Origin of the sequence: Pseudomonas sp. BW16M2, from assembly GCF_014268865.1 — a bacterium.
In the GTDB taxonomy this organism is placed as follows: domain Bacteria; phylum Pseudomonadota; class Gammaproteobacteria; order Pseudomonadales; family Pseudomonadaceae; genus Aquipseudomonas; species Aquipseudomonas peradeniyensis.
Genome location: NZ_JABWRI010000036.1, coordinates 1 through 26,080, shown reverse-complemented (window position 1 = coordinate 26,080; position 26,080 = coordinate 1). Strand labels below are relative to the sequence as shown.

General features: G+C 64.2%; 24 protein-coding genes and 1 pseudogene. 14 read left to right on the top strand and 11 right to left on the bottom strand.

Going from position 1 to position 26,080, the window contains the following annotated elements; all coding sequences use genetic code 11:
* The first annotated feature begins 428 nt into the window (after window positions 1–428).
* The 5 genes from HU735_RS23635 (at window position 429) to HU735_RS23615 (ending at window position 6,889) form a co-directional block, all read left to right on the top strand.
* Window positions 429–926: a hypothetical protein gene (locus tag HU735_RS23635; protein WP_186715729.1), complete on the top strand. Its 498-nt coding sequence runs from the start codon at window positions 429–431 to the stop codon at window positions 924–926.
* 13 nt (window positions 927–939) lie between these two features.
* The gene (locus HU735_RS23630; protein ID WP_186715728.1) at window positions 940–1,188 is read left to right on the top strand and encodes a hypothetical protein; all 249 of its coding nucleotides are present in this window, start codon (window positions 940–942) and stop codon (window positions 1,186–1,188) included.
* A 97-nt stretch (window positions 1,189–1,285) separates the two neighbouring features.
* Window positions 1,286–1,537 (top strand): hypothetical protein, encoded by a 252-nt coding sequence (locus tag HU735_RS23625; protein WP_186715727.1) that lies wholly within the window; start codon window positions 1,286–1,288, stop codon window positions 1,535–1,537.
* A 105-nt stretch (window positions 1,538–1,642) separates the two neighbouring features.
* Window positions 1,643–5,548, top strand: coding sequence for an ATP-dependent RNA helicase HrpA (gene hrpA / locus HU735_RS23620; protein WP_186715726.1), 3,906 nt, complete (start codon window positions 1,643–1,645; stop codon window positions 5,546–5,548).
* Window positions 5,549–5,767: 219 nt separating this feature from the next.
* A complete protein-coding gene (locus HU735_RS23615; protein WP_028693068.1) occupies window positions 5,768–6,889 on the top strand; it encodes a beta-ketoacyl-ACP synthase III in 1,122 nt (373 codons plus the stop codon).
* Between the two features lie 131 nt (window positions 6,890–7,020).
* Here the strand turns inward: HU735_RS23615 and HU735_RS23610 are convergent, their stop codons facing one another.
* Window positions 7,021–8,265 carry a putative porin gene (locus HU735_RS23610; protein WP_050706803.1) on the bottom strand — a complete coding sequence of 415 codons (1,245 nt, stop codon included), beginning with the start codon at window positions 8,263–8,265 and terminating at the stop codon, window positions 7,021–7,023.
* A 239-nt stretch (window positions 8,266–8,504) separates the two neighbouring features.
* Here HU735_RS23610 and HU735_RS23605 point away from each other — a divergent pair, with 239 nt between their 5' ends.
* On the top strand, window positions 8,505–9,632 hold the full coding sequence (locus tag HU735_RS23605) for a GNAT family N-acetyltransferase (protein WP_186715725.1): 1,128 nt from the start codon (window positions 8,505–8,507) through the stop codon (window positions 9,630–9,632).
* Window positions 9,633–9,787: 155 nt separating this feature from the next.
* On the opposite strand, the gene HU735_RS23600 is transcribed toward HU735_RS23605, so the two are convergent.
* The 4 genes from HU735_RS23600 to HU735_RS23585 are packed head-to-tail and all read right to left on the bottom strand — an operon-like array spanning window position 9,788 to window position 13,972.
* A complete protein-coding gene (locus tag HU735_RS23600; RefSeq protein ID WP_186715724.1) occupies window positions 9,788–11,620 on the bottom strand; it encodes an ABC transporter ATP-binding protein in 1,833 nt (610 codons plus the stop codon).
* Window positions 11,621–11,671: 51 nt separating this feature from the next.
* Window positions 11,672–12,229, bottom strand: a complete 558-nt coding sequence (locus tag HU735_RS23595; protein ID WP_050706800.1) for a peptidylprolyl isomerase — start codon at window positions 12,227–12,229, stop codon at window positions 11,672–11,674.
* Window positions 12,223–13,035 carry an alpha/beta hydrolase gene (locus tag HU735_RS23590; RefSeq protein ID WP_186715723.1) on the bottom strand — a complete coding sequence of 271 codons (813 nt, stop codon included), beginning with the start codon at window positions 13,033–13,035 and terminating at the stop codon, window positions 12,223–12,225. The genes HU735_RS23595 and HU735_RS23590 overlap by 7 nt, the downstream gene beginning before the upstream one ends.
* A 13-nt stretch (window positions 13,036–13,048) precedes the next feature.
* Window positions 13,049–13,972 (bottom strand): LysR family transcriptional regulator, encoded by a 924-nt coding sequence (locus HU735_RS23585; protein WP_028693074.1) that lies wholly within the window; start codon window positions 13,970–13,972, stop codon window positions 13,049–13,051.
* A 50-nt stretch (window positions 13,973–14,022) separates the two neighbouring features.
* Between HU735_RS23585 and HU735_RS23580 the strand changes: the two genes are divergently transcribed.
* The 4 genes from HU735_RS23580 to HU735_RS23565 all read left to right on the top strand — a co-directional run bounded on the left by HU735_RS23580 (window position 14,023) and on the right by HU735_RS23565 (window position 17,303).
* Window positions 14,023–14,337: a hypothetical protein gene (locus HU735_RS23580; protein ID WP_050706798.1), complete on the top strand. Its 315-nt coding sequence runs from the start codon at window positions 14,023–14,025 to the stop codon at window positions 14,335–14,337.
* 111 nt (window positions 14,338–14,448) lie between these two features.
* On the top strand, window positions 14,449–15,048 hold the full coding sequence (locus HU735_RS23575) for an FMN-dependent NADH-azoreductase (protein ID WP_050706797.1): 600 nt from the start codon (window positions 14,449–14,451) through the stop codon (window positions 15,046–15,048).
* Window positions 15,049–15,370: 322 nt separating this feature from the next.
* Window positions 15,371–16,252, top strand: a complete 882-nt coding sequence (locus tag HU735_RS23570) for a carboxylate/amino acid/amine transporter (protein WP_186715722.1) — start codon at window positions 15,371–15,373, stop codon at window positions 16,250–16,252.
* 166 nt (window positions 16,253–16,418) lie between these two features.
* Window positions 16,419–17,303 carry a LysR family transcriptional regulator gene (locus tag HU735_RS23565; protein WP_186715720.1) on the top strand — a complete coding sequence of 295 codons (885 nt, stop codon included), beginning with the start codon at window positions 16,419–16,421 and terminating at the stop codon, window positions 17,301–17,303.
* A 43-nt stretch (window positions 17,304–17,346) separates the two neighbouring features.
* Here HU735_RS23565 and aepX read toward each other — a convergent pair whose 3' ends face one another.
* The 5 genes from aepX to HU735_RS23540 form a co-directional block, all read right to left on the bottom strand.
* Window positions 17,347–18,237: a phosphoenolpyruvate mutase gene (gene aepX / locus HU735_RS23560; protein ID WP_186715719.1), complete on the bottom strand. Its 891-nt coding sequence runs from the start codon at window positions 18,235–18,237 to the stop codon at window positions 17,347–17,349.
* A gap of 28 nt (window positions 18,238–18,265) precedes the next feature.
* Window positions 18,266–19,093 (bottom strand): hypothetical protein, encoded by an 828-nt coding sequence (locus HU735_RS23555; protein ID WP_186715715.1) that lies wholly within the window; start codon window positions 19,091–19,093, stop codon window positions 18,266–18,268.
* Between the two features lie 33 nt (window positions 19,094–19,126).
* Entirely contained in the window at window positions 19,127–20,329 is a 1,203-nt protein-coding gene (locus tag HU735_RS23550; protein ID WP_202888880.1) for a pyridoxal phosphate-dependent aminotransferase, read from the bottom strand.
* 43 nt (window positions 20,330–20,372) lie between these two features.
* On the bottom strand, window positions 20,373–21,593 hold the full coding sequence (locus HU735_RS23545) for an MFS transporter (RefSeq protein ID WP_186715713.1): 1,221 nt from the start codon (window positions 21,591–21,593) through the stop codon (window positions 20,373–20,375).
* Window positions 21,594–21,886: 293 nt separating this feature from the next.
* A complete protein-coding gene (locus tag HU735_RS23540) occupies window positions 21,887–23,179 on the bottom strand; it encodes a mechanosensitive ion channel family protein (RefSeq protein WP_186715711.1) in 1,293 nt (430 codons plus the stop codon).
* 142 nt (window positions 23,180–23,321) lie between these two features.
* On the opposite strand from HU735_RS23540, the gene HU735_RS23535 reads away from it, so the two are divergent.
* The 3 genes from HU735_RS23535 (at window position 23,322) to HU735_RS23525 (ending at window position 25,325) form a co-directional block, all read left to right on the top strand.
* Complete coding sequence (locus tag HU735_RS23535) at window positions 23,322–24,647, top strand: DEAD/DEAH box helicase (protein ID WP_050706789.1); 1,326 nt, start codon at window positions 23,322–23,324, stop codon at window positions 24,645–24,647.
* 158 nt (window positions 24,648–24,805) lie between these two features.
* Window positions 24,806–25,114, top strand: a complete 309-nt coding sequence (locus HU735_RS23530) for a BrnT family toxin (protein WP_186715709.1) — start codon at window positions 24,806–24,808, stop codon at window positions 25,112–25,114.
* Entirely contained in the window at window positions 25,089–25,325 is a 237-nt protein-coding gene (locus HU735_RS23525; RefSeq protein ID WP_023631177.1) for a BrnA antitoxin family protein, read from the top strand. The genes HU735_RS23530 and HU735_RS23525 overlap by 26 nt, the downstream gene beginning before the upstream one ends.
* Window positions 25,326–25,336: 11 nt before the next feature.
* Here HU735_RS23525 and HU735_RS23520 read toward each other — a convergent pair whose 3' ends face one another.
* On the bottom strand, window positions 25,337–25,606 hold the full coding sequence (locus tag HU735_RS23520; RefSeq protein WP_186715708.1) for a hypothetical protein: 270 nt from the start codon (window positions 25,604–25,606) through the stop codon (window positions 25,337–25,339).
* 219 nt (window positions 25,607–25,825) lie between these two features.
* Here HU735_RS23520 and HU735_RS23515 point away from each other — a divergent pair.
* Window positions 25,826–26,080: pseudogene (locus HU735_RS23515) on the top strand (ShlB/FhaC/HecB family hemolysin secretion/activation protein); the annotation flags it as partial.

Here is a 26,080-nt window from a genome sequence, read left to right as displayed (position 1 = left end):
CAGGCGAGCGGTCAGGCTGAGTCAATCGGCCAGAAGGCGGCCGGGTCGGGTCAGGAGTGCGTGAGCGACGTGTCCGGTGGGCGCGCGTGGCGGCAGTGCCACAGCGCCCAGAACGCCAGGATGATATGGACCAGCGGATTTTCACCGGCACGGGCCCGGGCCTTCGGCAGCGAAGGGTAGGGCAGCGGGCGGGCGATCATCGGGTCGGGAAGCATCCCTGGATACTCACATGGCCTGTAAGGTTGATTAAAGCAGTGAATGGCGACGTTCATTCCGGTGGGAGCTAAACATTGGCAAGGTCTTTCCGCCGCGTCGCAGCAGCTTAGGAAGCTTCCCACAGTTTTATCGGACCTAGGCTAGTTGGCAGGGCCGGGGCCAGAGGTGAAAGTCCCTGTGTTCTGCAGGATAGATAGGCGACAGGGACAGCCATGCAAGCACAACGGACTTACCAGGTAGTTGCACATCACGCGATCGTCTTCGACGTCAGCGAATTCATCATCCAACCTCGAACGTGCTGTCAGTTGAGGCAGCTAGGCTTGCCGTTTGTGCATCGAGGGCACTATCAGGTAGTGGAGAAAGTGGTTGAACTTTACGAGCGGATGCAGGCGGGTGATCGGTCTTGTCAGATGCGGGTGGCCGTTTCTCGACCGCTGACGCGGGAGCAAGGGGACCATCTCAATCAGCAGAGACACATCATTTCCGGGCTTGTAGGGGGGGCAGTCGGCAAACCCTCGGGAGCTGCAGTAGGGTTTTTGGGCGGTAATCCAGCGGGTGTTATGGCTGGCTTCGCGGTCGCTGGGGCAGTGACATGGCTAGCACAGAAAAGCATCCCTACTTTCCATGCCGGGGATATGTTGGTGTCACTGTTTGCCAAGGTCGATGGCGGCATCGGCCCCCAATCCAGCAGCTTGATGTTGATTATCTAAACAAGGAATGGTCATGTCGTGGATTGTCCTCATGCTCATTGCCGTTGTTGTCGGGCTTTTCGTTGATTGGGCGTGTCGCTCAACACGGGTCAGGATTTTTCTGTATGTGATTTGCATGAGTGCTGGCATGACGAGTTGTACGCAGCTGGCCAATCGGCAGTTCTTGCTGCTCGATGGTATTGAGTGGATGATACTTTTTGTCTCTGTTGGTACGCCGCTACTCTATAAACGCTCATCTTATTTCGAGCGTGATAGAGATTGATGATGCGTGGACCTCTCGTGGGTCAAGCCCCCTGCCACAGGCTTTTCGATCTGGCCGTGGGAGCGAGCTGCTCCCGCGACAGGATTGAAGGGTAGCCATGACTGAGATCTTTCTGTTTACCCTTTATGGGCTGGTCGCCGGCCTATTGCTTGACTGGGCATGTCGCTCACCAACGCTCAGATGCTGCGTCTGCGTGGCGTTGATGGCAACTGGCATAACGGCGTGCACACAACTTGGCGAGCGTGAATTCTTGCGGCTGGATGGGATGTACTGGTGGATTCTTTGTGATGCAGTTGCAACGCTGCTGCTTTTCAAGCGCTCCCGCTATTTCGAGCGTGATCGCGACTGAACGGCGGGCACAGGCAGCATCGATTTCGCAAATCTGCGACAATCCCGCCTCTTACGCCTGCCGATCATGAAAAAGCAGCACTCGCCTGCATCATTAAAAAGCCCCATGACAGACCACGCCATCGACCAACTGCTGAAGAACCTTGACCACGCCATGATCGCCGACCGCCATCGGTTGCGCCGGCAATTGCACGAGCTGCGCAAGCGCCCCGACGAGGGCAAGCTCGCGCAGTGGGTGGAAAAGGTCCAGGCCTCCTGCGCCCAGGTCACCGCGCGCCAGCAGAGCGTGCCGAGCATTCGCTACGACGACAACCTGCCCATCGCCGCCAAGCGCGACGAGATCAAGAAGGCCCTGGCCGAGCACCAGGTGTTGGTGATCGCCGGCGAGACCGGTTCCGGCAAGACTACCCAGTTGCCGAAGATCTGCCTGGAGCTGGGCCGGGGCAGCCATGGCCTGATCGCCCACACCCAGCCCCGGCGGATCGCCGCGCGCAGCGTGGCGGCGCGGGTCGCCGAGGAACTGGGCACGCCGTTGGGGGCGCTGGTGGGCTACCAGGTGCGCTTCGAGGACCAGAGCGATTCGAACACCCTGGTCAAGCTGATGACCGACGGTATCCTGCTGGCCGAGACCCAGCACGACCGCTTCCTCGAACGCTACGATACGATCATCGTCGACGAGGCCCATGAGCGCAGCCTGAACATCGACTTCCTGCTCGGCTACCTCAAGACCCTGCTGCACCGCCGCCCGGACCTGAAGTTGATCATCACCTCGGCGACCATCGACCTGGAGCGCTTCTCCAAGCACTTCGACGGCGCGCCGATCATCGAGGTGTCCGGGCGCACCTACCCGGTGGAAACCTGGTACCGGCCGCTGACCAGCGAGCACGACGAGGAGGGCAACCAGGTCGAGGAGGACCTTTCCGTCGACCAGGCGATCCTCGCCAGCCTCGATGAGATCGCCCAGCACGAACGCAGCCAGGGCAAGGGCCCGGGCGATGTGCTGGTGTTCCTGCCCGGCGAGCGCGAGATTCGCGACGCCGCCGAGATCCTGCGCAAGGCGCAGCTGCGCCACACCGAGATCCTGCCGCTGTATGCGCGGCTGTCGCCGGCCGAGCAGCAGCGAATCTTCCAGTCCCATAGCGGCCGGCGCGTGGTGCTGGCGACCAACGTCGCCGAAACCTCGCTGACCGTGCCGGGCATTCGCTACGTGATCGACAGCGGCACCGCGCGCATCAGCCGCTACAGCTACCGCGCCAAGGTCCAGCGCCTGCCCATCGAGGCGGTGTCCCAGGCCAGTGCCAACCAGCGTAAAGGCCGCTGCGGCCGGGTCGAGCCGGGCATCTGCATCCGCCTGTACAGCGAGGACGATTTCAACGGCCGGCCGGCGTTCACCGACCCGGAGATCCTGCGTACCAACCTGGCCGCGGTGATCCTGCAGATGCTGCACCTGCGCCTGGGCGCCATCGACGCCTTCCCGTTCATCGAGCCGCCGGATGGCAAGGCCATCAGCGACGGCTTCAACCTGTTGCAGGAGCTGTCGGCGGTCAACCGCGAGAACCAGCTGACACCCCTGGGCCGCCAGCTGGCGCGTCTGCCGATCGATCCTCGTTTGGGCCGCATGCTGCTCGAAGGCGCCCGCCAGGGCAGCCTGCAGGAAGTGCTGATCGTCGCCAGCGCGCTGTCGGTGCAGGACCCGCGTGAGCGCCCGCCGGAGCGCCAGCAGGCCGCCGACCAGGCGCACGCGCAGTGGAAGGATGTCGATTCCGACTTCGCCGCGCTGGTCAACCTGTGGCGCGGTTTCGAGGAGCAGCGCCAGGCGCTGACCGCCAGCCCGCTGCGCAACTGGTGCCGCAAGAACTTCCTCAATTACCTGCGCCTGCGCGAGTGGCGCGACGCCCACCGCCAGCTGGCGCTGATCTGCCGCGACCTGCAATTGGCGGTGAACAAGGACGCCTGCGACTACCAGCCCCTGCACAAGGCGATTCTCAGCGGCCTGCTCAGCCAGATCGGCCAGAAGACCGAGGAGGGCGACTACCAGGGTGCGCGTCAGCGGCGTTTCTGGGTTCACCCGTCGTCGGGCATCGGCCGCAAGCGCCCGCAGTGGGTGATGGCCGCGGAGCTGGTGGAGACCACCAAGCTGTATGCGCGCATGGTGGCCAAGATCGAGCCGGACTGGATCGAGCCGCTGGCCACCCACCTGATCAAGAAGAACCACTTCGAACCGCACTGGGAGAAGAAGCGCGGCCAGGTGGTGGCCTACGAGCAGATCACCCTCTACGGGCTGATCCTGGTCGGTCGCAGGCCGGTGCATTTCGGCCCGATCGACCCGGGCACTTCCCGCGAGCTGTTTATCCGCGACGGCCTGGTCGGTGGCGAGATCCAGTCCCGGGCCAAGTGCCTGGCGGCCAACAAGCGCCTGCTCGAGCAGCTCGACGAGCTGGAGGCCAAGGCCCGCCGGCGCGATATTCTGGCCGACGAGGAGACGCTGTACGCCTTCTACGAGGCGCGCCTGCCCGAAGAGATTCACCAGACCGCGACCTTCGACAGCTGGTACCGGATGAACAGCCAGAAAGATCCGAACCTGCTGATCATGCGCGAAGAGGACGTGCTCGCCCGCGAGGCCAGCGAGGTCACCTCCGCGCAGTATCCGGACCACCTGCAGGTGGGCGAGCTGCGCCTGTCGCTGAGCTATCACTTCGAGCCGAACCATCCGCGTGACGGCGTGACCGTGCGGGTGCCGGCGCCGCTGTTGCCGAACCTGCCGGGCGAACGCCTGGAATGGTTGGTGCCCGGCCTGCTGGAGGCCAAGTGCATCGCCCTGGTGCGCAATCTGCCCAAGGCCCTGCGCAAGAACTTCGTGCCGGTGCCCGACTTCGTCAAGGCGGCCCTGTCGCGCCTGGCGTTCGGCCAGGGGGCATTGCCGCAAGCGCTGGGCCAGGAGTTGCTGCGCATGACCGGGGCGCGGGTGTCGGACGAGGCCTGGGCGGAGGCGGCCGGGCTGGTGGAAGGCCATCTGCGCATGAACATCGAAGTGGTCGACGCCCAGGGCAAGTTCCTCGGCGAAGGCCGCGACCTCGCCGAGCTGACCGCCCGCTTTGCCGCCGCCAGCCAGGCGGCGCTGGCCCTGCCGCGTAGCGAGAAGGCCGAGCAGCCGGTACAGGCCAAGGCCTTCGCGCAGGTGGCGCAGACCGCCCAGCAGAAGATCGCCGGGCTGTCGATGACGGTCTACCCGGCGCTGGTCGAGGACAATGGCACGGTGCGCGAGGGACGCTTCTCGACCCAGGCCGAAGCCGAGTTCCAGCACCGTCGCGCCTTGCAGCGCCTGTTGCTGCAACAACTGGCGGAACCGGCCAAGTTCCTGCGCGGCAAGCTGCCGGGGCTGACCGAGCTGGGGCTGCTGTACCGTGAACTGGGCCGGGTCGAGGCGCTGGTCGAGGATATCCTCCTGGCCAGCCTCGACAGCTGTGTGCTGGAAGGCGAAGACCCACTGCCGCGCGATGGCGCGGGCCTGGCCTCGCTGGCCGAACGCAAGCGCGGCAACTGGACCGAGCACGCCGAACGCCTGGCCCGCCTGACCCTGGAGGTGCTGAAGCTGTGGCATGGCCTGCAGAAGCGCTTCAAGGGCAAGATCGACCTGAGCCAGGCGGTGGCGCTCAACGACATCAAGCAGCAGCTGGCCAACCTGGTGTACCCGGGCTTCGTGCGGGAAACGCCGGGGGCCTGGTTCAAGGAGTTGCCGCGTTATCTCAAGGCGGTGGAGCTGCGCCTGGAGAAGCTGGGCTCGCAGGTGCAGAAGGACCGGGTGTGGAGCGCCGAGCTGGCCAATTGCTGGGCGCAGTACCAGGCCCGCGCCGACAAGCATGCCCAGGAAGGCAAGCGCGATGAGCAGTTGACCCTGTACCGCTGGCTGCTGGAGGAATACCGGGTGTCGTTGTTTGCCCAGCAACTGGGGACGAAGGTCCCGGTTTCCGACAAGCGACTGAGCAAACAGTGGAGTCAGGTGGAAGCCTAAGCTCCCCAAGTTGTGGCAAACTTGGTGGAATTTGCGGCCGCTGTGCGGCCGATTGCGGCACAAGGCCGCTCCTACAGGCGAACGCCGATGCTGTAGGAGCGGCCTTGTGCCGCGAACGAGGGCGCAGCCCTCGCCTCAAAATTGGTACCAAGGTGCCATTAAGTTGCCCTTATTCCGGCCAGCGCCTTGTGGCGATGGCCCCAGACCAGAGGAACGACCGTGCACAACGTCGTCATCAGCGGCACCGGCCTGTACACCCCGGCCCAAAGCATTTCCAACGAAGAACTGGTGGAGTCCTTCAACGCCTGGGCACAGCGTTTCAACCGTGACAACGCCGCCGCCATCGAGCGTGGCGAGGTCGAGGCGGCGCCGTTGTCCGACGCCGCCTTCATCGAGAAGGCCTCGGGCATCAAGAGCCGCTTCGTCATGGACAAGGCCGGTATTCTCGATCCGCAGCGCATGAAGCCGCGCCTGCCCGAGCGCGGCAACGACGAACAGTCGATCCTCTGCGAAATGGGCGTGGCCGCCGCCCGCCAAGCCCTGGAGCGTGCCGGGCGCACCGCCGCCGATGTCGACGGAGTGATCGTCGCCTGTTCCAACCTGCAGCGCCCATACCCGGCCATCGCCATCGAAGTGCAGCAGGCACTGGGCATCCAGGGCTTCGCCTTCGACATGAACGTGGCCTGCTCGTCGGCCACCTTCGGCATCCAGACCGCCGCCAACAGCGTGCAGCTGGGCCAGTCGCGCGCGGTGCTGGTGGTCAACCCGGAGATCTGCACCGGCCACCTGAACTTCCGTGACCGCGACAGCCACTTCATCTTCGGCGACGCCGCCACCGCCGTGCTGGTCGAGCGTGCCGACCTGGCCACCTCCGAACACCAGTTCGACATCGTCAGCACCAAGCTGCTGACGGCGTTCTCCAACAACATCCGCAACAACTTCGGCTTCCTCAACCGCGCTGCGGAAGAGGGCATCGGTGCCCGCGACAAGCTGTTCGTGCAGGAAGGCCGCAAGGTGTTCAAGGAAGTCTGCCCGATGGTCGCCGAGCTGATCGGCCAGCACCTGGCCGAGAACGATCTGCAGCCGTCGGACGTCAAGCGCTTCTGGTTGCATCAGGCCAACCTGAGCATGAACCACTTGATCGTCAAGAAGCTGCTGGGGCGTGAAGTGGCCGAGGAAGATGCGCCGGTGATCCTGGATCGCTATGCCAACACCAGTTCGGCGGGGTCGGTGATTGCTTTCCACCTGTATCAGGATGACCTGGCCAAGGGTTCGCTGGGGGTGCTGAGTTCGTTTGGTGCGGGGTATTCGATCGGGAGCGTGGTGCTGCGTAAGCGCTGATACCTACTTTTACTTCTCTATCGCTGGGGCCGCAAAGCAGCCCCCAGCTTTCTGGCAGGCAAAAAAAAAGCGGGAAATGCCGGATGGGGTCGGCATTTCCCGCTTCAGCGTGGAGCAAGGGCGCGTAGCGCTTAGAACTTGGCTTCCAGGTCGACCTGCAGGGTGTCGACGTCAGCATTGTTGTTCGGCAACTGCGACAGGTCGGTCTTGGCCATCAGGTAGGCTGCGCCCAGGGAGAAGTTCTTGTCGATCTCGTAGCCGACCTTGAACTTGTGGCCACGCGAACCTGTGAAGCCTGCACCGAAGTCGGAGTCGGTGAACAGGCTGACCACGGCGTTGCGCTGCACGTCGCGGTAGTTGTAGTCCAGGCTCCAGGCGCCCAGCTTGGTCTTGAGACCCGCCAACCAGGCTTTGTCCTCGCCGTCGGTGCTGTCGGTGTTCTTGACGAACTGACCATAGGCCGACAGCGGGATGGCGAAGCCGGTGAAGTCCACCTGGCCAAAGCCTTCGGCCAGGTTGAACTCGGTGGTGGTGTTGCCGAAGCTGCGCAGCACGGCCGACTTCTTGTCGTTGTCGAAGCCGTAGAGGCTGCCGCCGACGGTGACCTTGACGCTGTCAGCCAGGTTGAACTTGGTGCCCAACTGGCCGTGGTACAGCTGCGCGTCGTGCTTGAACTGCACGCCGTCGCCGTCGACGTTGTCCTTGAGGGTGTAGTGGCCGGCGCTGCCGAATACTTCGGCGCCGCCCAGGTTGGTCTTGTAGGTGACGGCCACGCCTTCCGGGTTGATGTCGCTGTCCCAGATAATGTCGCCCATGCTCACCCACGGCTGCAGCATCTTGCCACCGATCAGGTGCAGGTTCGGCACGGCGGTCGGGTGCCAGTCGAGGTAGGCGAGGTCCACCCACAGCGATTTCTTGTCGAAGTAGTTGTCCAGGCTCTGGTTGGTCGAGCGGGCGTCCGAGCTGCTACCGGTGGCCACGCGAATGCCGGCGTCGACCTGCGGGTTGATCTCGCTGTAGAAACCGACGCGGGCACGCACGCGCTCGCGGTCCTGGTTGCCGCTGCGGCTGTTGGGGTTGTCGACGTTGACGTCTTCATAGCGCAGGCGCACGTCACCCTTGATCTGGGTCTTGGCGGCCCATGCCACTTTCTGTTCGAAGGAGCTCAGGCGCTCGGACTGGGCTTTCTGGTCGGCCTTTTCCTTGGTTTCCTTTGCCAGGTCGCCCTGCAGTTCGGTGTACTGCGCCTGGTTGATCGAGCCGTTGGCGCGGAGTATTTCGAGCAGCTTGGCGTCGACAGCAGCACTGGCCGGAGTACTCAGAGCCAGCATCATGCCGGTGAGGCTCACTCCGGTAAGTGTAGAAACAAGACGCATAAGGTTCTCCCTGTTGGAAAAAGTGGGGAGGCTCAAGCGCCCGCCCCCAAGTTGGCATGTCTTCGGAAAGGGCCTGACTAGACAGGTTCTTGGGTTCCGAAAAACAGGCGCAAGTATTGCGAGGGGGAATGACAGAATAATGTCTAAACAGTGGCACTGTTGTTAAGTAAAGCGGCCGTCATTTGAGTGTCACGGTCGACTTGGCAATACTGGCACTCTCTTTTCAGCGAGTTGGAAACGTGATCAGCCTTCACAGCCTTGCCCATCTGCGCGACCTGCCGGCGACCACCTGGGACGCGCTGGTGCCTGACGCCCAGCCGTTCCTGCGCCATGCCTTCCTCACGGCCATGGAAGACAGTGGCAGTGTGGTGCCTGGCACTGGCTGGGCCGCCGAACACCTGGTGCTGGAACGCGACGGTGAGGTGCGGGCGCTGCTGCCTGCGTACCGCAAATGGCATTCGTTCGGCGAGTACGTGTTCGACCATGGCTGGGCCGATGCCTGTGAGCGCGCGGGCATCGCCTACTACCCCAAGCTGCTCGGCGCGGTGCCGTTCAGCCCGGTCGCCGGGCCGCGTCTGCTGGCCGCCGATCCAGCCGATGGCCTGCTGCTGTTGCAGGCGATTCCCGAGTACCTGGGCAAGGGTGGGCTGTCGGGGGCGCACATCAATTTCACCGACAGCGTGCTGGACGCGGCCATTGCCGGCCAGCCGGGCTGGTTGGAGCGCCTGGGTTGCCAGTTCCACTGGCGCAACCGGGGTTACCGGGACTTCCAGGACTTTCTCGACACCCTCAGTTCACGCAAACGCAAGCAGATGCGCAAGGAGCGCGAGCAGGTGGCGGGGCAGGGGATCGATTTCGCCTGGTACTGCGGCGAAGAACTGAGCGAGGCACAGTGGGACTTCGTCTACCGCTGCTATGCCAACACCTATGCCGTGCGGCGACGGGCACCGTACCTGACCCGCGAGTTCTTCAGCCTGGTGGCCGAGCGCATGCCCGAGGCGATTCGCGTGGTGATTGCCCGGCAGCAAGGGCGCGAGGTGGCCATGGCCTTCAGCCTGGTGGGGGGCGACAGCCTGTATGGCCGCTACTGGGGTTGCCTGGACGAATTCGACCGCCTGCATTTCGAGACCTGTTTCTACCAGGGCATGGACTTCGCGATCGGCGAAGGTCTGCAGCGCTTCGATGCCGGTGCCCAGGGCGAGCACAAGCTGATTCGCGGGTTTGAGCCGGTGATCACGCGGTCGTGGCATTACCTGCTGCACCCGGGGTTGCGCCGGGCGGTCGCGGACTTCCTGAGCCAGGAGCGCGAAGGGGTGATGGCCTACGCCGAGGAGGCGCGGGGGATGTTGCCGTATCGTCAGGTTTGAAGTGCCTGGCCACACGCTATCCCTGTAGGAGCGGCCTTGTGCCGCGAAAGGGCCGCAAAGCGGCCCCAGGATTTCAGCGTTGATGCAAAGATCGCCGGGGCCGCGTTGCGGCCCTTTCGCGGCACAAGGCCGCTCCTACAGGGGCCGCGCCTAACTCAGTCGACGCCGACGAACCCTCCGGTCTGGTGATGCCACAACCGCGCATACAACCCGCGCTGTGCCAGCAGTTCGGCATGGCTGCCGCTTTCGACGATATGCCCCTTGTCCAGCACGATCAGCCGGTCCATGCGGGCGATGGTTGACAGGCGGTGGGCGATGGCGATCACCGTCTTGCCCTGCATCAACGTCTCCAGGCTCTCCTGGATCGCCGCCTCGACCTCCGAATCCAGCGCCGAGGTCGCTTCGTCCATGATCAGGATCGGCGCGTTCTTCAGCAGCACCCGGGCGATGGCGATGCGCTGGCGCTGGCCGCCGGAGAGCTTGACGCCACGCTCGCCGACATGGGCGTCGAAGCCGGTGCGGCCCTGGGCATCGGACAGCTGCGGGATGAACTCGTCGGCCCGCGCCCGGCGCACTGCTTCCCAGACCTCCTCGTCGCTGGCCTGCGGCCGGCCGTACAGCAGGTTGTCGCGGATCGAGCGGTGCAGCAGCGAAGTGTCCTGGGTGATCATGCCGATCTGCGCGCGCAGGCTGGCCTGGTTGACCTCGGCGATGTCCTGGCCATCGATGAGGATGCGCCCGCTGTCGATGTCGTACAGGCGCAGCAGCAGGTTGACCAGGGTCGACTTGCCGGCGCCGGACGGGCCGATCAGGCCGATCTTCTCGCCGGGGCGGATGTCCAGGTTCAGCGCGTCGATCACCTTGCCGCCCTTGCCGTAGTGGAAGTCGACATGGTCGAAGCGCACCGCCCCGCGGCTGACCTTGAGTGCCGGGGCGTCGGGCCTGTCGCTGACGGTGACCGGCTGGGCGATGGTCTGCAGGCCGTCCTGGACCATGCCGATGTTCTCGAAGATGCCGTTGACCACCCACATGATCCAGCCGGACATGTTGACGATGCGGATCACCAGGCCCGTGGCCAGGGCGATAGCGCCGACGCTGATCAGCGACTGGCTCCACAGCCACAGGGCAAGGCCGGTGGTGGTGACCACCAGCAGGCCGTTCAGCGAGGTGATGACCACGTCCATGCTGGTGATTACCCGCGAGGCCAGCTGGGTCTTCTCGGTCTGCTCGCTGATCGCCTCGCGGGCGTACTGCTGCTCGTAGTCGGTGTGGGCGAACAGCTTGAGCGTGGCGATGTTGGTGTAGCCATCGACGATGCGCCCCATCAGCTTGGAGCGGGCGTCGGAGGAGATCACCGAGCGCTCTTTAACCCGTGGCACGAAGTAGTACAGCGCACCGATGTAGCAGGCGATCCACACCAGCAGCGGCAGCATCAGCCGCCAGTCGGCCTCGGCGAACAGCACCAGCGCACTGATGGCATAGATCAGCACGTGCCACAGCGCGTCCACCGCCTGCACCGCCGAATCGCGCAGGGAGTTACCCGTTTGCATGATGCGCTGGGCGATGCGCCCGGCGAAGTCGCTCTGGAAGAAGTTCAGGCTCTGCTTGAGCACGTAGGTGTGGTTCTGCCAGCGGATCAGGCTGGTCATGCCCGGGCTGATGGTCTGGTGCACCAGCAGGTCGTGCAGGCCGAAGAACACCGGCCGCAGCACCAGCACCACCACCAGCATCCAGATCAGCTCGCCGCTGTGCTCGCTGAAGAAGTTGGCGTTGGGCGTGCCCTGGGCCAGGTCGATGATCCGGCTCAGGTAGCTGAACAGCGCCACCTCGATCAGCGAGGCGACCAGGCCGACGATCAGCAGGGCGAGGAAACTCGGCCACACCTGGCGCAAGTAATAGAGATAGAAGGGCCAGACCTTGCCGGGAGGCGCCTCGCTGGGCGCCTCGCGGAAGATATCGATCAACTGCTCGAAACGACGGTACAGCATGGGTGACGACACTCCTGTTCGACCCGACTCACGTCCCTGTGTGGCGCGGGATCAATCGATGCGTTTAGCCGACTTGATGTAGACCGGATCCGCCGGCACATCGCGCATGCCTTTCTTGACGGTGGTCGGCGAGTTGACGATCTGGTCGACCACCTCCATGCCCTTGGTGACCTTGCCGAACACCGCGTAGCCACGGTCGCGGCCCGGATTGAGGAAATCGTTGTCGGCGACGTTGATGAAGAACTGGCTGGTGGCCGAGTTCGGGTCGGAGGTGCGGGCCATGGACAGGGTGCCGCGGGTGTTCTGCAGGCCGTTGCTCGCTTCGTTGCGGATCGGATCCTGGGTGCTCTTCTGCACCATCTGGTCGGTGAAGCCACCGCCCTGGACCATGAAGCCCGGGATCACGCGGTGGAAGATGGTGTTGTTGTAGAAGCCGCTGTCCACGTACTGGAGGAAGTTCTTGGTACTGATCGGCGCTTTTTCTGCGTTCAGCTCGATCTCGATCTTGCCGAAGCTGGTGACCAGCTCAACGTGCGGGGTCTTGTCGGAGGCCATGACGCTGGTGGCGAAGGCGACCGAGCAGGCGGTGAGCAGAAGTTTTTTCAGCATGGGCTCAAAGATCCTTGAGAGGTGGAAGCGGCTGCCAGGAACTGCAGCACGGTACGGTTGAAGACTTCAGGTTGATCCAGGGGCGTAGCGTGCCGCGAATCGTCGATGACCGCCAGCCTGGCGTTGGGCATCAGGGCAACGTAACGCTCCTTCAGTTGTATCGGTGTGTAATCGTGGTCGGCGGCGATCACCAGGGTGGGACAGCGAATCTGGCCGATGCGTTCCTGCACGCCCCAGTCGACGATGGCGTCGAAGCTTTTCAAATAGGCACGTTTGTCGTTGCGCGCCCAGCGCTCGGCCATCTTGCGCCGCAGTTCGGCCTGCTCCGGCTTGGGGAACAGCCGCGCGGCCAGGCCCTTGCCGACGGTCTCGACGCTGAGCAGGCGTGCCAGGCCCCAGCGCTTGAGCCACCAGATCCAGTCGCTGCGGGTGCGGCGCTTGACCTCGGGGGCGCTGTTGACGATGCACAGGCTGCGCAGCCAGTCGGGGTGGTCGACGGCAAACTGGAAACCGACCATACCGCCCATGGACAGGCCGACGAAGTGCACCGGGCCGGTGTCCAGATGGCGCAGCAGGGCCAATAGATCCTCGCTGAAGGTCTTTATCTGGTAGCCCTTGCGTGGCTTGGACGATTGCCCGTGGCCGCGGATGTCCATGAGGATCACCCGGTACTGGCGGCTGAGCTCGGGCACCTGCAGTTCCCAGTCCTGGCTGCTCGAGCCCAGCCCGTGCAGCAGCACCAGGGGCTCGCCCTGGCCGTGTTCCTGGTAATGCAGCAGGCATCCGTCGTGTTCGAAACAGGCCATGGGCGCGGTCCTCTCAGGCTTGCGGGGGGGCTGCGAAGGGCACGTCCAGCGGCGCGGTGTCGAAATTGCGCAGCAGTTCGATGAGGATCTGCGTGGCCGGGCCCAGGGTCTTTTCCTTGCTCGAGTAAAGGTAGAACAGCGGATGGCGGCTGCCACCCTGATCCAGCGGCAGGGGCTTGAGCACGCCTTCGCGCAGCTCGCGCTCGATCATGTGCCGGGGCAGCCAGGCGAAGCCCAGGCCGCTGCCGACGAAGGTCGCCGCGGTGCCCAGGCTGCCGACCGTCCAGCGCTGCTCGGCGCCGAGCCAGCCGACATCGCGCGGCTGGGCCCGGCCGGAGTCGCGGATCACTACCTGCAGCTGGCTTTCCAGGTCCTGGAAGGTGATCTCGCGGCCCATGCGGTGCAGGGCGTGCTCGGGGTGGGCGACGGCGATGAACTCTACCGGGCTCAGCTCGGTGCCCAGGTAGCCGCCGATGTTGAAGCTGCTGATGGCAAGGTCGGCGATGCCTTCGTGCAGCACTTCCTCGACCCCGGACAGCACTTCTTCGCGCAGGCGTACCCGGCAGCCGCGGCTCTGCGGCATGAAGGCGGCCAGGGCGCGCACCAGGCGGGCGCTGGGGTAGGCGGCGTCGACCACCAGGCGCACCTCGGCTTCCCAGCCTTGCTCCATGTGGTGAGCCAGGTCTTCCAGCTGGCTGGCCTGCTTGACCAGTTGCCGCGAACGACGCAGCAGCACGCTGCCGGCCTCGGTCAGCACCGCCTTGCGCCCATCGATGCGCAGCAGCGGCACGCCCAGTTGCTCCTGCATCCGCGCCACGGTGTAGCTCACCGACGACTGCGAACGGTGCAGGGCCTCGGCGGCCTGGGCGAACCCGCCGTGGTCGACCACCGCCTGCAGGGTCCGCCACTGATCCAGGGTAACGCGCGGTGCTTTCATCCAGGGCTCCTGTTGTCCTAAGCTGCGCTCTTCCCAAGGAGAGCGCCCGTATGAAGAAATGTTGTGCGGCTTTGCTGTTGTGCCTGCCCCTCGGGGCCATGGCATACCCGATCGACGTGGAAAAGGACCTGACCGGGGTCAAGGTCGACTACACCGCCTACGACACGGCCTACGACATCGGCTCGATCAGCCTCAACAACTATGGGCAGGTGCCGGCGGCGTGCAAGGTCACTTTCCGCAACGGCCCCGAGGCGCCACGGGTGCGCCGGGTCAACGTGCCCGCCGGCAGGAGCGTGGATGTCACCGCCAAGTTCAACCGGCAGATCATCAAGCTGCGCATCGTGCTCGACTGCAAAGCGGAATGAAACAGATAAATCGATAGATTGATCCCACTTTTTACGCTTTTTTATCGATAGGTCAACCACTAATCTCACCTCCATCGAATCGCCACCCTTTACCGCCGATGGAGGCACCCCATGTCCCGCGTACTGATCATCGAAAGCAGCGCCCGCCAGCAGGATTCCGTTTCCCGTCAACTGACCCTGGACTTCATCCAGCAATGGCAAGCGGCGCATCCGGCCGACGAGATCAAGGTGCGCGACCTGGCCGTGAACCCCGTGCCGCACCTGGACGCCAACCTGCTCGGTGGCTGGATGAAGCCCGAGGAGCAGCGCAGCGCCGCCGAGCGTGAGGCGCTGGAGCGTTCCAATGCGCTGACCGACGAACTGCTGGCCGCCGACGTGCTGGTGATGGCCGCGCCGATGTACAACTTCACCATCCCCAGCACTTTGAAATCCTGGCTGGACCACGTGCTGCGCGCCGGCATCACCTTCAAGTACACCCCGACCGGGCCGCAGGGCCTGCTCAACGGCAAGCGCGCCATTGTCCTGACCGCCCGCGGTGGCATCCATGCCGGCGCCAGCAGCGACCACCAGGAACCCTACCTGCGCCAGGTGATGGCCTTCATCGGCATCCACGATGTGGACTTCATCCACGCCGAAGGCCTGAACATGAGCGGCGAGTTCCACGAGAAGGGCCTGAACCAGGCCAAGGCCAGGCTGGCCGCGGTGGCCTGAACCGCCACGAATTCCCAACCCTGACACCTTGTTGCTCCTTTGGGTGTGCCTGCCCGGCCAGTTCATGGCCGGGCTTTTTTATGCACGTAAGAACGACGTGGGAGAACGGCGTGGGAGCGGGCTTGCCCCGCGATAGCGCCAGATCGGTCGATGATGTTTGCCGGGCCTGTGCCATCGCGGGGCAAGCCCGCTCCCACACCTATCCGCCAGGCGAGCGTGCAACCAAGGAGGGCGAAGACCCCAAGCACCCCCACAATCCCCATGGTTGAACTGCCCAGGCCCAACCCGCTAAGGTCCCCGCCTTGATCCACGAGGGCCAACCATGGGCTATCTGATAATCGTCGCGCTGATCCAGGCGTACTCCTTCAACCTGATCGGCGAATACCTGGCCGGCCACGTCGACAGCTACTTCGCCGTGCTGGTCCGGGTGCTGCTGGCCGGGCTGGTGTTCCTGCCGCTGACCCGCTGGCGTCAGGTCGAGCCGCGCTTCATGCGCTCGATGCTGCTGATCGGCGCGCTGCAATACGGCATCACCTATGTCTGCCTGTACCTCAGCTTCCGCGTGCTGACGGTGCCGGAGGTGCTGCTGTTCACCATCCTCACCCCGCTGCATGTCACCTTGATCGAGGATGCCCTGAACCGGCGCTTCAACCCCTGGGCGCTGCTCGCCGCCCTGGTGGCGGTGGCCGGCGCGGCGGTGATCCGCTTCGACACGGTCACTGGTGAGTTCTTCATTGGCTTCCTGCTGCTGCAACTGGCCAACTTCACCTACGCCGCCGGCCAGGTGCTGTACCGCCACCTGGTGGCCCGTCACCCCAGCGACCTGCCGCACTACCGCCGTTTCGGCTATTTCTACCTGGGCGCGTTGCTGGTGGTATTGCCGGCCTTCCTGCTGTTCGGCAATACCCAGCACCTGCCGAGTACCGACACCCAGTGGCTGGTGCTGTTGTTCCTGGGCCTGTGTCCGACGGCGCTGGGGCTGTACTGGTGGAACAAAGGCGCCTGCCTGGTCTCCGGCGGCACCCTGGCGGTGATGAACAACTTGCATGTGCCGGTGGGCTTGCTGCTCAACTTGCTGATCTGGAACCAGGACGAACCGCTCGGACGCCTGGCCATTGGCGGTACGGTGATCCTGGCGTCGGTGTGGTTGAGCCGCTTGGGCGGTCCGCGTGCAGGGATGCCGGGGACTGCCTCGTCGCGCTAGAGGTATCTGCGCAAGACGAAGGCGCCCGCATGGGCGCCTTCGTCATTCACGGGGGCAATACCAAGGCAGGCTTTGCCCGGCCGACGGTGGCAGGCAAGATGGACGCAGGCGGCTCAAGATCGCCCGTTCCGACAATGGATTTGCCTGACACTACAAGGAAGAGACCGTGAACCTTGACCTGACCGACCTGAAACTGTTCATCAAGATCGCCGAGTCCCCCAGCCTGACCCAGGGCGCCAAGCGTGCATGCCTCTCGCCTGGGGCCGCCAGCATGCGCATCAAGTCGATGGAAACCGAGCTTGGCGAGGGGCTTTTTCATCGGCAGCACAAAGGGCTGGTGCTGACCCTGGCAGGTCAGCGGTTGTTGATCCATGCCCGCAAGATCCTGCGCCAGCTGGAAGTGCTCAAGGCCGAATTCGACCACCGCGAAGAGCCTGACGGGGCAAGCATGCGCATGTATGTCGCAGGCTTCAGCGCATTCGAGTCGACCCAGCGCCGGCTGGTGCGCTATCTCGCCGATCACGCCAATGTCGCCATCGACCTGCAGCAACGCACGACCGGGGATATCGTTCGCGGCATTCGCGAGGGCGCCGTCGACATGGGCGTGGTGCTCGGCAGCGACCCTGTGGAGGGTTGCGCCTCGATCGCCCTGCCGGTGCTCAACTATGTGGCGGTGCTGCCCAGGCATCACGCATTGGCCGCCAGCGCCTCATTGCGCCTGGGCGATGTGCTGCGCCACCCGCAGGTCGGGTTGGCGACCGACAGTGCACTGTGCCGTCTGATCGAGCAGCAGGCCGATATCGATGGTCTCGCGGCCCAGTTCAGGATCAAGGTGTCCGGCGCCGAGTCGCTATGTCGGATGATTGCCGAAGGAGTCGGTATCGGTATCGCATCGGATGCGGCGGTGCAGCCATATCTCGATGGCTGTGGCCTGGTGGCCCGACGCCTCGACGAAACCTGGGCGCGCCAGCAGCAAATGATGCTGGTCAGGCATTTCGAGCGCATGCCACGGCATGTCACCGAGCTGGTTTCCTACCTGAGTGCCGCCTGAGCAAACTTGGCAAAGGGGCCGCGCTGCGGCCCCGATGGGGTGGTCATCGTGTGCCGGGCACCAGGCTGAGGATTTCATCGATGGGCATGCAGGCCGGCTCGATCTCATAGGCCCGGTCATGCTCGAGGATGCTGGTGGCGACCTGGCGCATGGCCGAGTAGGCGCCGCGCAGCATGTGGTTGGCGTAGATCACCGCATTGAAACCGGCGTCAGCCAGGCACGAGAAGGTCAGTTGCGGGTAGCTGGTCGGCACGCAGACCAGGGGTGTGCGCGGGTGGGTCTGCTTGAAGCGGCGGGCGAATTCGAGGATCTCCTCACCCGTGCTCTTGCGGCTGTGGATCATGATGCCGTCGGCGCCGGCCTCGGTGTAGGCTCGACAGCGTGCGAGGGCGTCATCCAGGCCTTTTTCCAGGATCAGGCTCTCGCAGCGGGCGAAGATCATCATCGAGCCCTCCAGGCGATGCTGGGTGCCGACCCTGATCTTGTCGCAGAAGAGTTCGACGGTTTCCTGCTCCTGATGCACGCTCAGGCCCAACAGCGAGTTCTTCTTCAGCCCGCATTTGTCTTCGATGACGATCGCCGACACCCCGGCGCGGGCCAGCCACTGCACATGGATGGCGAAATGCTCGATTTTGCCGCCGGTGTCGGCGTCGTAGATCAGCGGCAGGTCGCAGACCGTGAGGATTTCGTTCAGCCGTTCCAGGCGGTCGCTGGGCGAGAGGATCTCGATGTCCGGCAGGCAGCGTTGGGTCGAGTCGGTCAGCGAGCTGGACCAGATGGCATCGTAGCCCAGGCTGGTGTCGCCGGCGCCGAGGCGCACGCTCTTGGCCAGCATGGCCGAGATCGGGCTGTGTGCCTCGAGTACCCGCAGGCAGGCTTTTTCACTGAACAACTGGCGCAGGTCGATGCGTGCGTCACGCTTGATCACGTTCATATGCCTCATCCCTGTTGTGAGGTGTTCGTCAGGCGGCGAGCACCGACTCCATCTTGTTCAGGTGCTCGCAGGCTCTTTTCACGTATTCGCAGGACAGTGCCTCGATGCGTGCGTGGTCCAGTGCCTGGCGGGTGGCGCGGCAGTAGAGTTCGAGGGCGCTGGTGGCATGGAAGAAATGCTGCGCCTCGACCGCGCCGCAATGCACGCTGAGGAACGAAGCGATGCGATGCGCCTCGCCCGGCGTCTTGCCTTGCGCCTCCTTGAGCCAGTCCTTCCACAGGGGCGTCATCACGTTGTATTCCCCGGTATTGAACAGCTCAGTCATCGCCATCATCTCTATGGCCTCAACCAGTTGCGGGGCGAGCGGACGCTTGCTGCCCACCCAGGTGGAGAATTCCTTGGTCACCGGGTTCAGGTAGCGGTCCTGCAGGCGCCAGTCCTCCGAGCCGCAGATGGCGGTGGCCATGCGCGCATACAGCTTGGAGTGGTGCGGGTGGCCGTGCATCTCGCCCAGGCCGATGTCCTCGACGATGATCTCGCCGCAGTGACGGGCGGCGTCCTGCAACAGCAGCCGGGCCTGGGGATCGTCGATGGCCTCGGACTCCTGCAGCAGGCGCACGATGATGCTTGATACCGCATGGGCGGCACCGTCCGGGCTGCGCCAGCCACAGAAGAAGGTGCACAGGCTTTCCCGTGACCAGGGTTTGGCGGTGATGCGCTGGTAGGTATCGAGGTAGTCCTCCAGCAGGTCGGCGTGCACCTCGAAGCCTTTCTTCAGGGCGCTGGCCAGCCGTTTGTCCTGCACATCGGTCAGGGCCTGGTCGACGAATGACAGCATGAAATCCGTTTTCTTCATGTCATATTCTCGCGGGTGGTGGAAAGTCCGGGGTCAGGCAAGCGTTGCGATAAAGTCGGTGAAGCGGCCCAGGCCCTCCTCGAGGTCCTGCGGGCTTACCGAGTAGGACAGCCGCACGGCGCACGGGTCGCCATTGCTGCAGCCGGGCACCAGGGCGATGCGCGCCTCGGTCAGCAACAGCTCGCAGAGGTGACTGGCGTCGCGGATAGCCTCGCCCTGGTAGCGCATGCCGAGCAGGCGGGTGATATCCAGGTAGAGGTAGAACGCGCCCTGGGGTGGCGAAAAACGGATGGACTCAAGCTTGCCGAGCAGCGCCGTGGCGACAGCCAGCTGCCGATCGAGCTGGGCATTGACCTCAGCGCCGAACTGCCGCGCGCCGTCGCCATCCAGGGCGTTGAGCGCCGCGTATTGGGCCAGGCTGCTGGGATTGGAGGTGGTGTGGGCCTGCAGGTTGTGCATGGCCGTGACCACTGCCTTCGGCGCACAGGCATAGCCCAGGCGCCAGCCCGTCACTGCCTGGCTCTTGGAGAACGAGTCGATGATGATGGTCGAGGCCTTGAGCTCGGGCAGCAGCGCGACCAGGTTGTGGTGCTGCTGACCATTGCGCAGCAGGCTGCGATAGCACTCGTCGAAGATCACCCAGAGCTTGTGTTCCAGGGCCAGTTCACCGATGGCGAGCAGTTCCCGCGGGGCATAGACCACCCCGGTGGGGTTGTTGGGGGTGTTGATGATGATCGCCTTGCTGCGCGGCGACAGCGCGGCCTTGACCGCAGCGGCGCGCAGGCTGTGGTTGTCGCCCTTGGTGTCGACGAACACCGGACGGGCACCGGCCAGTTCGACCTGGGTGGGGAAGGTTTCCCAGTAGGGACGCGGGATGAGCACTTCATCACCCGGGTCGAGCAGCACCATGGCGCTGTTGAACAGGGCTTGCTTGGCACCGCTGGACACGGCGATTTCATCGGCGCCGTAGTCGACGCCCAGGCGCTGGCTGACGCTGCAGGCCAGCGCCTGGCGCAGGCGCGGATTGCCCAGGGGCGGGGTGTAGCGGTTCCACTGTTCGTGGACCGCCGCGATGGCGCCGTGGCGCATGTCCGGAGCGGCGTCGCTGGACAGCTCGCCGGCGGCGAAGTTGATGACCTTGATGCCGGCGTCACGCAGGGCGTTGGCCTTGCTGCGCATGCTCGAGGTGCCGGGCGCGCTGACACGCGCGGATCGTTGCGACAGTCCGTTGCTCATGGTTCACGTCCTTGTTGTTCTTGATCTGGAACGATGTTGCGGATCAGCGGCGTAGCAGGCCCTTCATGCCGTTGTAGATCACCAGGCACAGCGGCAAGGTCAGCAGCAGCACGCAGGCCAGCACCACCAGGCCCTCGGTGACGCCGGCCTGGTCGGATATCGCGCCGATCAGCACCGGGGCGAGGGCGCCGCCGCCCACTGTGCCGGTGTAGAACCAGGCGAATACCCGGTCGCGCCGGTCCCGTGGGGCGAAATCCGGAACCAGGCCGCCAAGTACCGACGAGGTGCCGTTCAGCGCCACGCCGATCAGCGGCATCACCAGCATCAGGGCGCCATAGGGCAAAACCAATGCCAGCAGGATCAGCAGCGCGGTCAGCACTTCCGTGCAGATCACCGTGCGCACCGGCCCCAGGCGTGCGCCGAGGTAGCCGCAGAACAGCTTGCCGAAGGCGCCGCCGATGAACAGCAGGGCCAGGGCCAGGCCGATGTGCTCGGTGTTGGCGCCCTTGCTTTGCAGCAGGAACGGCAGGAAGGTCAAAAAGCCCATGCGCACGCCGCTGTCGATGCTGCCGGTGGCGATCAGCGCCATCAGGCCGGCTGGCGTGCCGGTCGCGTCGGCGACCTTGGTCTTCTTGCTGGCGGTTTCGTGGGCCTGGTTCTTCGGCATCAGCCACCACAAGGCGAAGGCGGCGGCGATGCCGAGCACGCCGAGCAGGGTGGCGTTGGTCTGCCAGGAGATGTAGACCAGCACCAGCCCGGTCAGGCCGGGGATGACTGCCTTGCCGATATCCCCGGCGAAGTTGTACTGGGCCAGCGCCTGCTTGACCCGCCCGCTGCCCTCGTAGGCGTCGGACACCAGCGCCGAAGCCAGCGGGTGCTGGGTGCTGGCGCCGAGGCCACCGATCATCAGCGCCAGCAACAGCAGATTGATGTCCGTGGCCTGGGCCGCCAGCAGGTAGGCAAAACCTGCAAGGGCGGTGCCCCTGACAAGCAGGGTTTCGCGCCCCCATTTGCGCGCACCGCGGCTGGCCAGCAACTGGAAACCGGCCATCATCCCGGCGTAGGCGCCGCGCAGCAGGCCGACCTGGGCATAGCTCAGGCCGAAGGCGGCCTGCCAGATAGGCAGCAGCACATAGATAACGTCGGTGAGGCCATCGTGCACGCCATGGGCCAGGCTGCCAGCGGCCAGTGCCTTGCGGCGGTTGGCCGGATCGCTGCGGTCCGGTTCGTCGAGTGGTTTTTCCAGGGAGATGTCCTGACGCATCGCTTGCTCGCAGTCCTTTGGCCGATACCGTGCCGCCTGTCATTGGGGGCGACCTGTTCGCTGCAGGTTAGGAGAAGCGGGGAGAGGCGGGTATTCGTATTTCTCGAAGGCTGGCGTTTAATAATTCTGAAATACTTGTAACTAATTGTTTCTTTGTGCTTTGTGAGAACACAAGGCCATTGTGCACAGCTGAAAAAACTTTCCGTTCGTCAGCGATCCGTGGGAGCGGGCTTGCCCCGCGATGGCAGTGCCAGCCTTTTCACGGGGCAAGCCCGCTCCCACGCATCCCTAAATCAGGCCTCGTCGAACTCCCGCATCGAGGTCACCAAAGGCGGCCTGACCGCCAGCCCCGCGCGCATGTCATTGCCACTCGGCTGCTGGTAAAGGCTCAGCCCGAACTCCGGCAGCACTGCCAGCAGATAGTCGAAGATATCGCCCTGGATGCGCTCGTACTCGGCCCACACCGTGGTGGTGGTGAAGCAGTAGATCTCCAGCGGCACGCCCTCGGCGGTGGTCTGCATCTGGCGGACCATGCAGGTCATGTTCGGGTGCACGTTGGGGTGGTTCTTCAGGTAGGCCAGGGCGAAGGCGCGGAAGGTGCCGATGTTGGTCAGCTGGCGGCGGTTGGCCGAAAGCTCCGCCACCGGGCCCAGGGCCTCGTTCCAGTGATGCAGTTCCTGGCGCTTCTGCGCCAGGTAGTCGCCCAGCAGGCGTACCTGGCCCAGGCGCTGTTCTTCGTCCGGGCTGAGGAAGCGCACGCCGGCGGCGTCGATGAACAGGCTGCGCTTGATCCGCCGCCCGCCGGATTGCTGCATGCCACGATAGTTGCGGAACGACTCGCTCATCAGGCGCCAGGTGGGGATCGAGACGATGGTCTTGTCGAAGTTCTGTACCTTGACCGTGTGCAGGGTGATGTCCACCACGTCGCCGTCGGCGCCGGCCTGGGGCATCTCGATCCAGTCGCCGACGTGCAGCATGTCGTTGCTGGTCAGCTGCACGCTGGCGACGAACGACAGCAGGGTGTCCTTGTACACCAACAGCAGCACCGCCGACATGGCGCCCAGACCCGACAGCAGCAACAGCGGCGAGCGGTCGATCAGGGTGGCGACGATGACGATGGCGGCGAAGATCCACAGCATCATCTTGGCCAGCTGCATGTAGCCCTTGATCGAGCGGGTGCGGGCGTGCTCGCTGCGGGCGTAGATGTCCAGCAGCGCGTCGAGCAGGCAGGACAGGGCACGGGTCATGAACAGCAGGGTCACCGCCAGGGCGACGTTGCCGAGGAAGTGCTGGGTGGTGGCCGACAGCTCCGGCACCAGCTTCAGGCCGAACTGCACCACCAGCGACGGGGTGGTCTGCGCCAGGCGGTGGAACACCTTGTTGTGGCGCAGGTCGTCCAGCCACCTGAGCGCCTGCTGGCGGCCGAGCAGGCGGGTGGAGTGCAGGATCAGGAAGCGTGCGAGGCGGCCGACCAGCAGCGAGACCAGCAGCAGCACGATCAGGCCGAGGGCGGCGTGCAGCAATGGGTGTTGGTCGAGCGTGCCCCAGAGGTCGAGGGCGTCGCGCCAGAAGCGTTGGATGTCCATGGGCGTGGAAGCGGTCTGTGTTGCGGTATGAAGGGGTATTAGAGCGTGGATCGGCGCAAAGTTGCCAAAAGAAATTCGGTTCTGGCCACGGAAAACGTTACCCTATGCAACTGAATTTTTCGCACTTGCCCGAGGTTACCCCGTGTTTTCCCAATTCGCCTTGCACGAACGCCTGCTCAAAGCCGTGGCCGAGCTGAAATTTGTCGAGCCGACGCCGGTGCAGGCAGCGGCCATTCCCCTGGCCCTGCAAGGGCGTGACCTGCGGGTGACGGCGCAGACCGGCAGCGGCAAGACTGCCGCCTTCGTGCTGCCGCTGCTCAACCGCCTGGTCGATCGCAGCGGCCCGAGCGTGGAGATCCGGGCGCTGATCCTGCTGCCGACCCGCGAGCTGGCCCAGCAGACCCTCAAGCAGGTGAAACTGTTCTCGCAGTTCACCTACATCAAGTCGGGGCTGGTCACCGGCGGTGAAGACTTCAAGGAACAGGCCGCTATGCTGCGCAAGGTGCCGGATGTGCTGATCGGCACCCCCGGCCGCCTGCTCGAGCAGCTCAATGCCGGCAACCTGGACCTGTCGCACGTGGAAGTGCTGATCCTCGACGAAGCCGACCGCATGCTCGACATGGGCTTTGCCGAAGACATGGAGCGCCTGTGCAAGGAGTGCGAGAACCGCAAGCAGACCCTGCTGTTCTCGGCCACCACGGGCGGTGCGGCCCTGCGCGATATCATCGGTAAAGTGCTCAAGGACCCTGAGCACCTGATGCTCAACAGTGTCTCGCAACTGGCCGAAGGCACCCGTCAGCAGATCATCACCGCCGACCACGACCAGCACAAAGAACAGATCGTGCAGTGGCTGCTGGCCAACGAGACCTACCAGAAGGCAATCATCTTCACCAACACCCGTGCCCTGGCCGACCGTATCTACGGCCACCTGGTGGCCAAGGAGGTCAAGGCTTTCGTCCTGCACGGCGAGAAGGACCAGAAGGACCGCAAGCTGGCCATCGACCGCTTCAAGGATGGCGGCTCCAAGGTCCTGGTGGCTACCGATGTCGCCGCCCGCGGCCTGGACATCGACGGCCTGGACCTGGTGATCAACTTCGACATGCCACGCAGCGGTGACGAGTACGTGCACCGTATCGGCCGCACCGGCCGTGCCGGTGGCGAAGGCCTGGCGATCTCGCTGATCACCCACAACGACTGGAACCTGATGTCGAGCATCGAGCGCTACCTCAAGCAGCAGTTCGAGCGCCGCGTCATCAAGGAGGTCAAGGGCACCTACAGCGGGCCGAAGAAGGTCAAGGCCTCGGGCAAGGCTGCCGGCAGCAAGAAGAAAAAGGGTGAGAAGAAGGCCGGTGCCGACAAGAAGGGCGCCGTCAAGAAAAAGCCTACCGCCAAGCCTAGGGCCAATGCGCCTCTGGCCAGCTCCGACGGCCTGGCACCGCTGAAAAAGCGCAAGCCTGCGGCTGAGTAAGCACCTGCGGCAATGAGCCCGCCACTGCAACGGTGGCGGGTTGCTTCACCTACTTCCCCAGGGCGCGTAGCCCATTTCCCAAACCCTGTTCCAGCCCGGGCATTTTGTCGCCTACCCGCCACACTCCTCTGGCATGTGCAGCCAAGGAGGAGTAGCGTATGTACAGCTGTAAATACGATTGTCCCGTACGATTTGAATGGGACGAGGACAAGAACCTGCTCAACATCCGCAAGCACGGTATCGACTTCAACGACGTGCCCGAGATGTTCCGCCAGCCGATGCTGGCGTTGCGCGATGAGCGATACGAGTACCCGGAGGCACGCTGGATCGGCATGGGCTGGATCAACGCCTGGGTCAGCGTGGCCGCCTACACCGAACGGCAGGGCGATGTGATCCGCATCATTTCCGCCAGAAGAGCCACACGACGTGAGGTAACGCGCTATGTCGAAACCGTCCAGAAGCTGTGAGCAAGACCAAGCCCCGGTCGATACCTCGGACATCCCCGAGCTCGACGACGACTTCTTCCGCCGCGCCGAGCTGCGGGTGCCGGCCAAGCAAACGGTGACCATCCGCCTGGACGCCGACGTGCTGGCCTGGTTCAAGGAACAGGGCGCCGGCTACCAGACCCGCATCAACCAGTTGCTTCGCCAGTACATGCAGGCCCAGCAGCGACGCTGACACTGGCGCGGTCAGGTTTTCCTTTCCGCTTCTTTAAGTTCCTGGATGCGCTTGTCGATCAACTGGCATTTATCCGGCAGGTCCTTGCTGGCCGTTCCGAGCTCCATGTGCTGGAGCTCGTCGTTGATCTCCTTGGCCTTGCGCGGGTTCTGCTCGGTCAGCTGGCTGACCAGCCCGGCCAGTTCTTCTCTTTTCTGCGTGGCCTCTTCCGGTGTGCAGGCCCAGATGGGCTGTGCACAGAGCAGGGTGGCCGCGCAGATAAGGCATCGCAACGGTTTCATCCCTCGACTCCTTGTTACCAGTGGATTCAGTCCGGTGGAGGCGCCGGGCTGCCTGGAAGTTCAGTCGAGGTGATTGCTGGAAGGGTTCCTTGAAGGTTTCACGGTTTTTTGGCGATATTAATTTGACGCCATGATGGTGGCTAAATAATATCTCGCGCTCTTTTTCCGTGGTCCAGGGACTGGATGATGTCTATGCGTTTTAACCGGGGGCGAGCGTGCATGCTTGCCGCCTTGCTGGCCTGCACGGCCATGGGTACGGCCCGGGCTGCCTCGCCTGGCGACCAGGACCTGATCCGCGACCGCCAGGACCGTCTGCTCGAAGAGCAGCAACGCCGCCTCGAAGAGCTGCGCAACCTGCCCGGCAAGGCCGCCGAACCCGGTGCAGCGCAACCGGCGACCGACAGCCGCTGCTTCACCATCCACACCATCGAGCTCAAGGGCGCCGACAGCCTGTCCGCCGCCGACCGCGACCGC

What these genes read in the sequence shown, in the direction of transcription:
- HU735_RS23635 (WP_186715729.1), top strand. Translation starts at nt 429, where the DNA reads ATGCAAGCACAACGGACTTACCAGGTAGTTGCACATCACGCGATCGTC.
- HU735_RS23630 (WP_186715728.1), top strand. Translation starts at nt 940, where the DNA reads ATGTCGTGGATTGTCCTCATGCTCATTGCCGTTGTTGTCGGGCTTTTC.
- HU735_RS23625 (WP_186715727.1), top strand. Translation starts at nt 1,286, where the DNA reads ATGACTGAGATCTTTCTGTTTACCCTTTATGGGCTGGTCGCCGGCCTA.
- hrpA (WP_186715726.1), top strand. Translation starts at nt 1,643, where the DNA reads ATGACAGACCACGCCATCGACCAACTGCTGAAGAACCTTGACCACGCC.
- HU735_RS23610 (WP_050706803.1), bottom strand. Translation starts at nt 8,265, where the DNA reads ATGCGTCTTGTTTCTACACTTACCGGAGTGAGCCTCACCGGCATGATG.
- HU735_RS23600 (WP_186715724.1), bottom strand. Translation starts at nt 11,620, where the DNA reads ATGCTGTACCGTCGTTTCGAGCAGTTGATCGATATCTTCCGCGAGGCG.
- HU735_RS23595 (WP_050706800.1), bottom strand. Translation starts at nt 12,229, where the DNA reads ATGCTGAAAAAACTTCTGCTCACCGCCTGCTCGGTCGCCTTCGCCACC.
- HU735_RS23590 (WP_186715723.1), bottom strand. Translation starts at nt 13,035, where the DNA reads ATGGCCTGTTTCGAACACGACGGATGCCTGCTGCATTACCAGGAACAC.
- HU735_RS23585 (WP_028693074.1), bottom strand. Translation starts at nt 13,972, where the DNA reads ATGAAAGCACCGCGCGTTACCCTGGATCAGTGGCGGACCCTGCAGGCG.
- HU735_RS23580 (WP_050706798.1), top strand. Translation starts at nt 14,023, where the DNA reads ATGAAGAAATGTTGTGCGGCTTTGCTGTTGTGCCTGCCCCTCGGGGCC.
- HU735_RS23575 (WP_050706797.1), top strand. Translation starts at nt 14,449, where the DNA reads ATGTCCCGCGTACTGATCATCGAAAGCAGCGCCCGCCAGCAGGATTCC.
- HU735_RS23570 (WP_186715722.1), top strand. Translation starts at nt 15,371, where the DNA reads ATGGGCTATCTGATAATCGTCGCGCTGATCCAGGCGTACTCCTTCAAC.
- aepX (WP_186715719.1), bottom strand. Translation starts at nt 18,237, where the DNA reads ATGAACGTGATCAAGCGTGACGCACGCATCGACCTGCGCCAGTTGTTC.
- HU735_RS23555 (WP_186715715.1), bottom strand. Translation starts at nt 19,093, where the DNA reads ATGAAGAAAACGGATTTCATGCTGTCATTCGTCGACCAGGCCCTGACC.
- HU735_RS23550 (WP_202888880.1), bottom strand. Translation starts at nt 20,329, where the DNA reads ATGAGCAACGGACTGTCGCAACGATCCGCGCGTGTCAGCGCGCCCGGC.
- HU735_RS23545 (WP_186715713.1), bottom strand. Translation starts at nt 21,593, where the DNA reads ATGCGTCAGGACATCTCCCTGGAAAAACCACTCGACGAACCGGACCGC.
- HU735_RS23540 (WP_186715711.1), bottom strand. Translation starts at nt 23,179, where the DNA reads ATGGACATCCAACGCTTCTGGCGCGACGCCCTCGACCTCTGGGGCACG.
- HU735_RS23530 (WP_186715709.1), top strand. Translation starts at nt 24,806, where the DNA reads ATGTACAGCTGTAAATACGATTGTCCCGTACGATTTGAATGGGACGAG.
- HU735_RS23525 (WP_023631177.1), top strand. Translation starts at nt 25,089, where the DNA reads ATGTCGAAACCGTCCAGAAGCTGTGAGCAAGACCAAGCCCCGGTCGAT.
- HU735_RS23520 (WP_186715708.1), bottom strand. Translation starts at nt 25,606, where the DNA reads ATGAAACCGTTGCGATGCCTTATCTGCGCGGCCACCCTGCTCTGTGCA.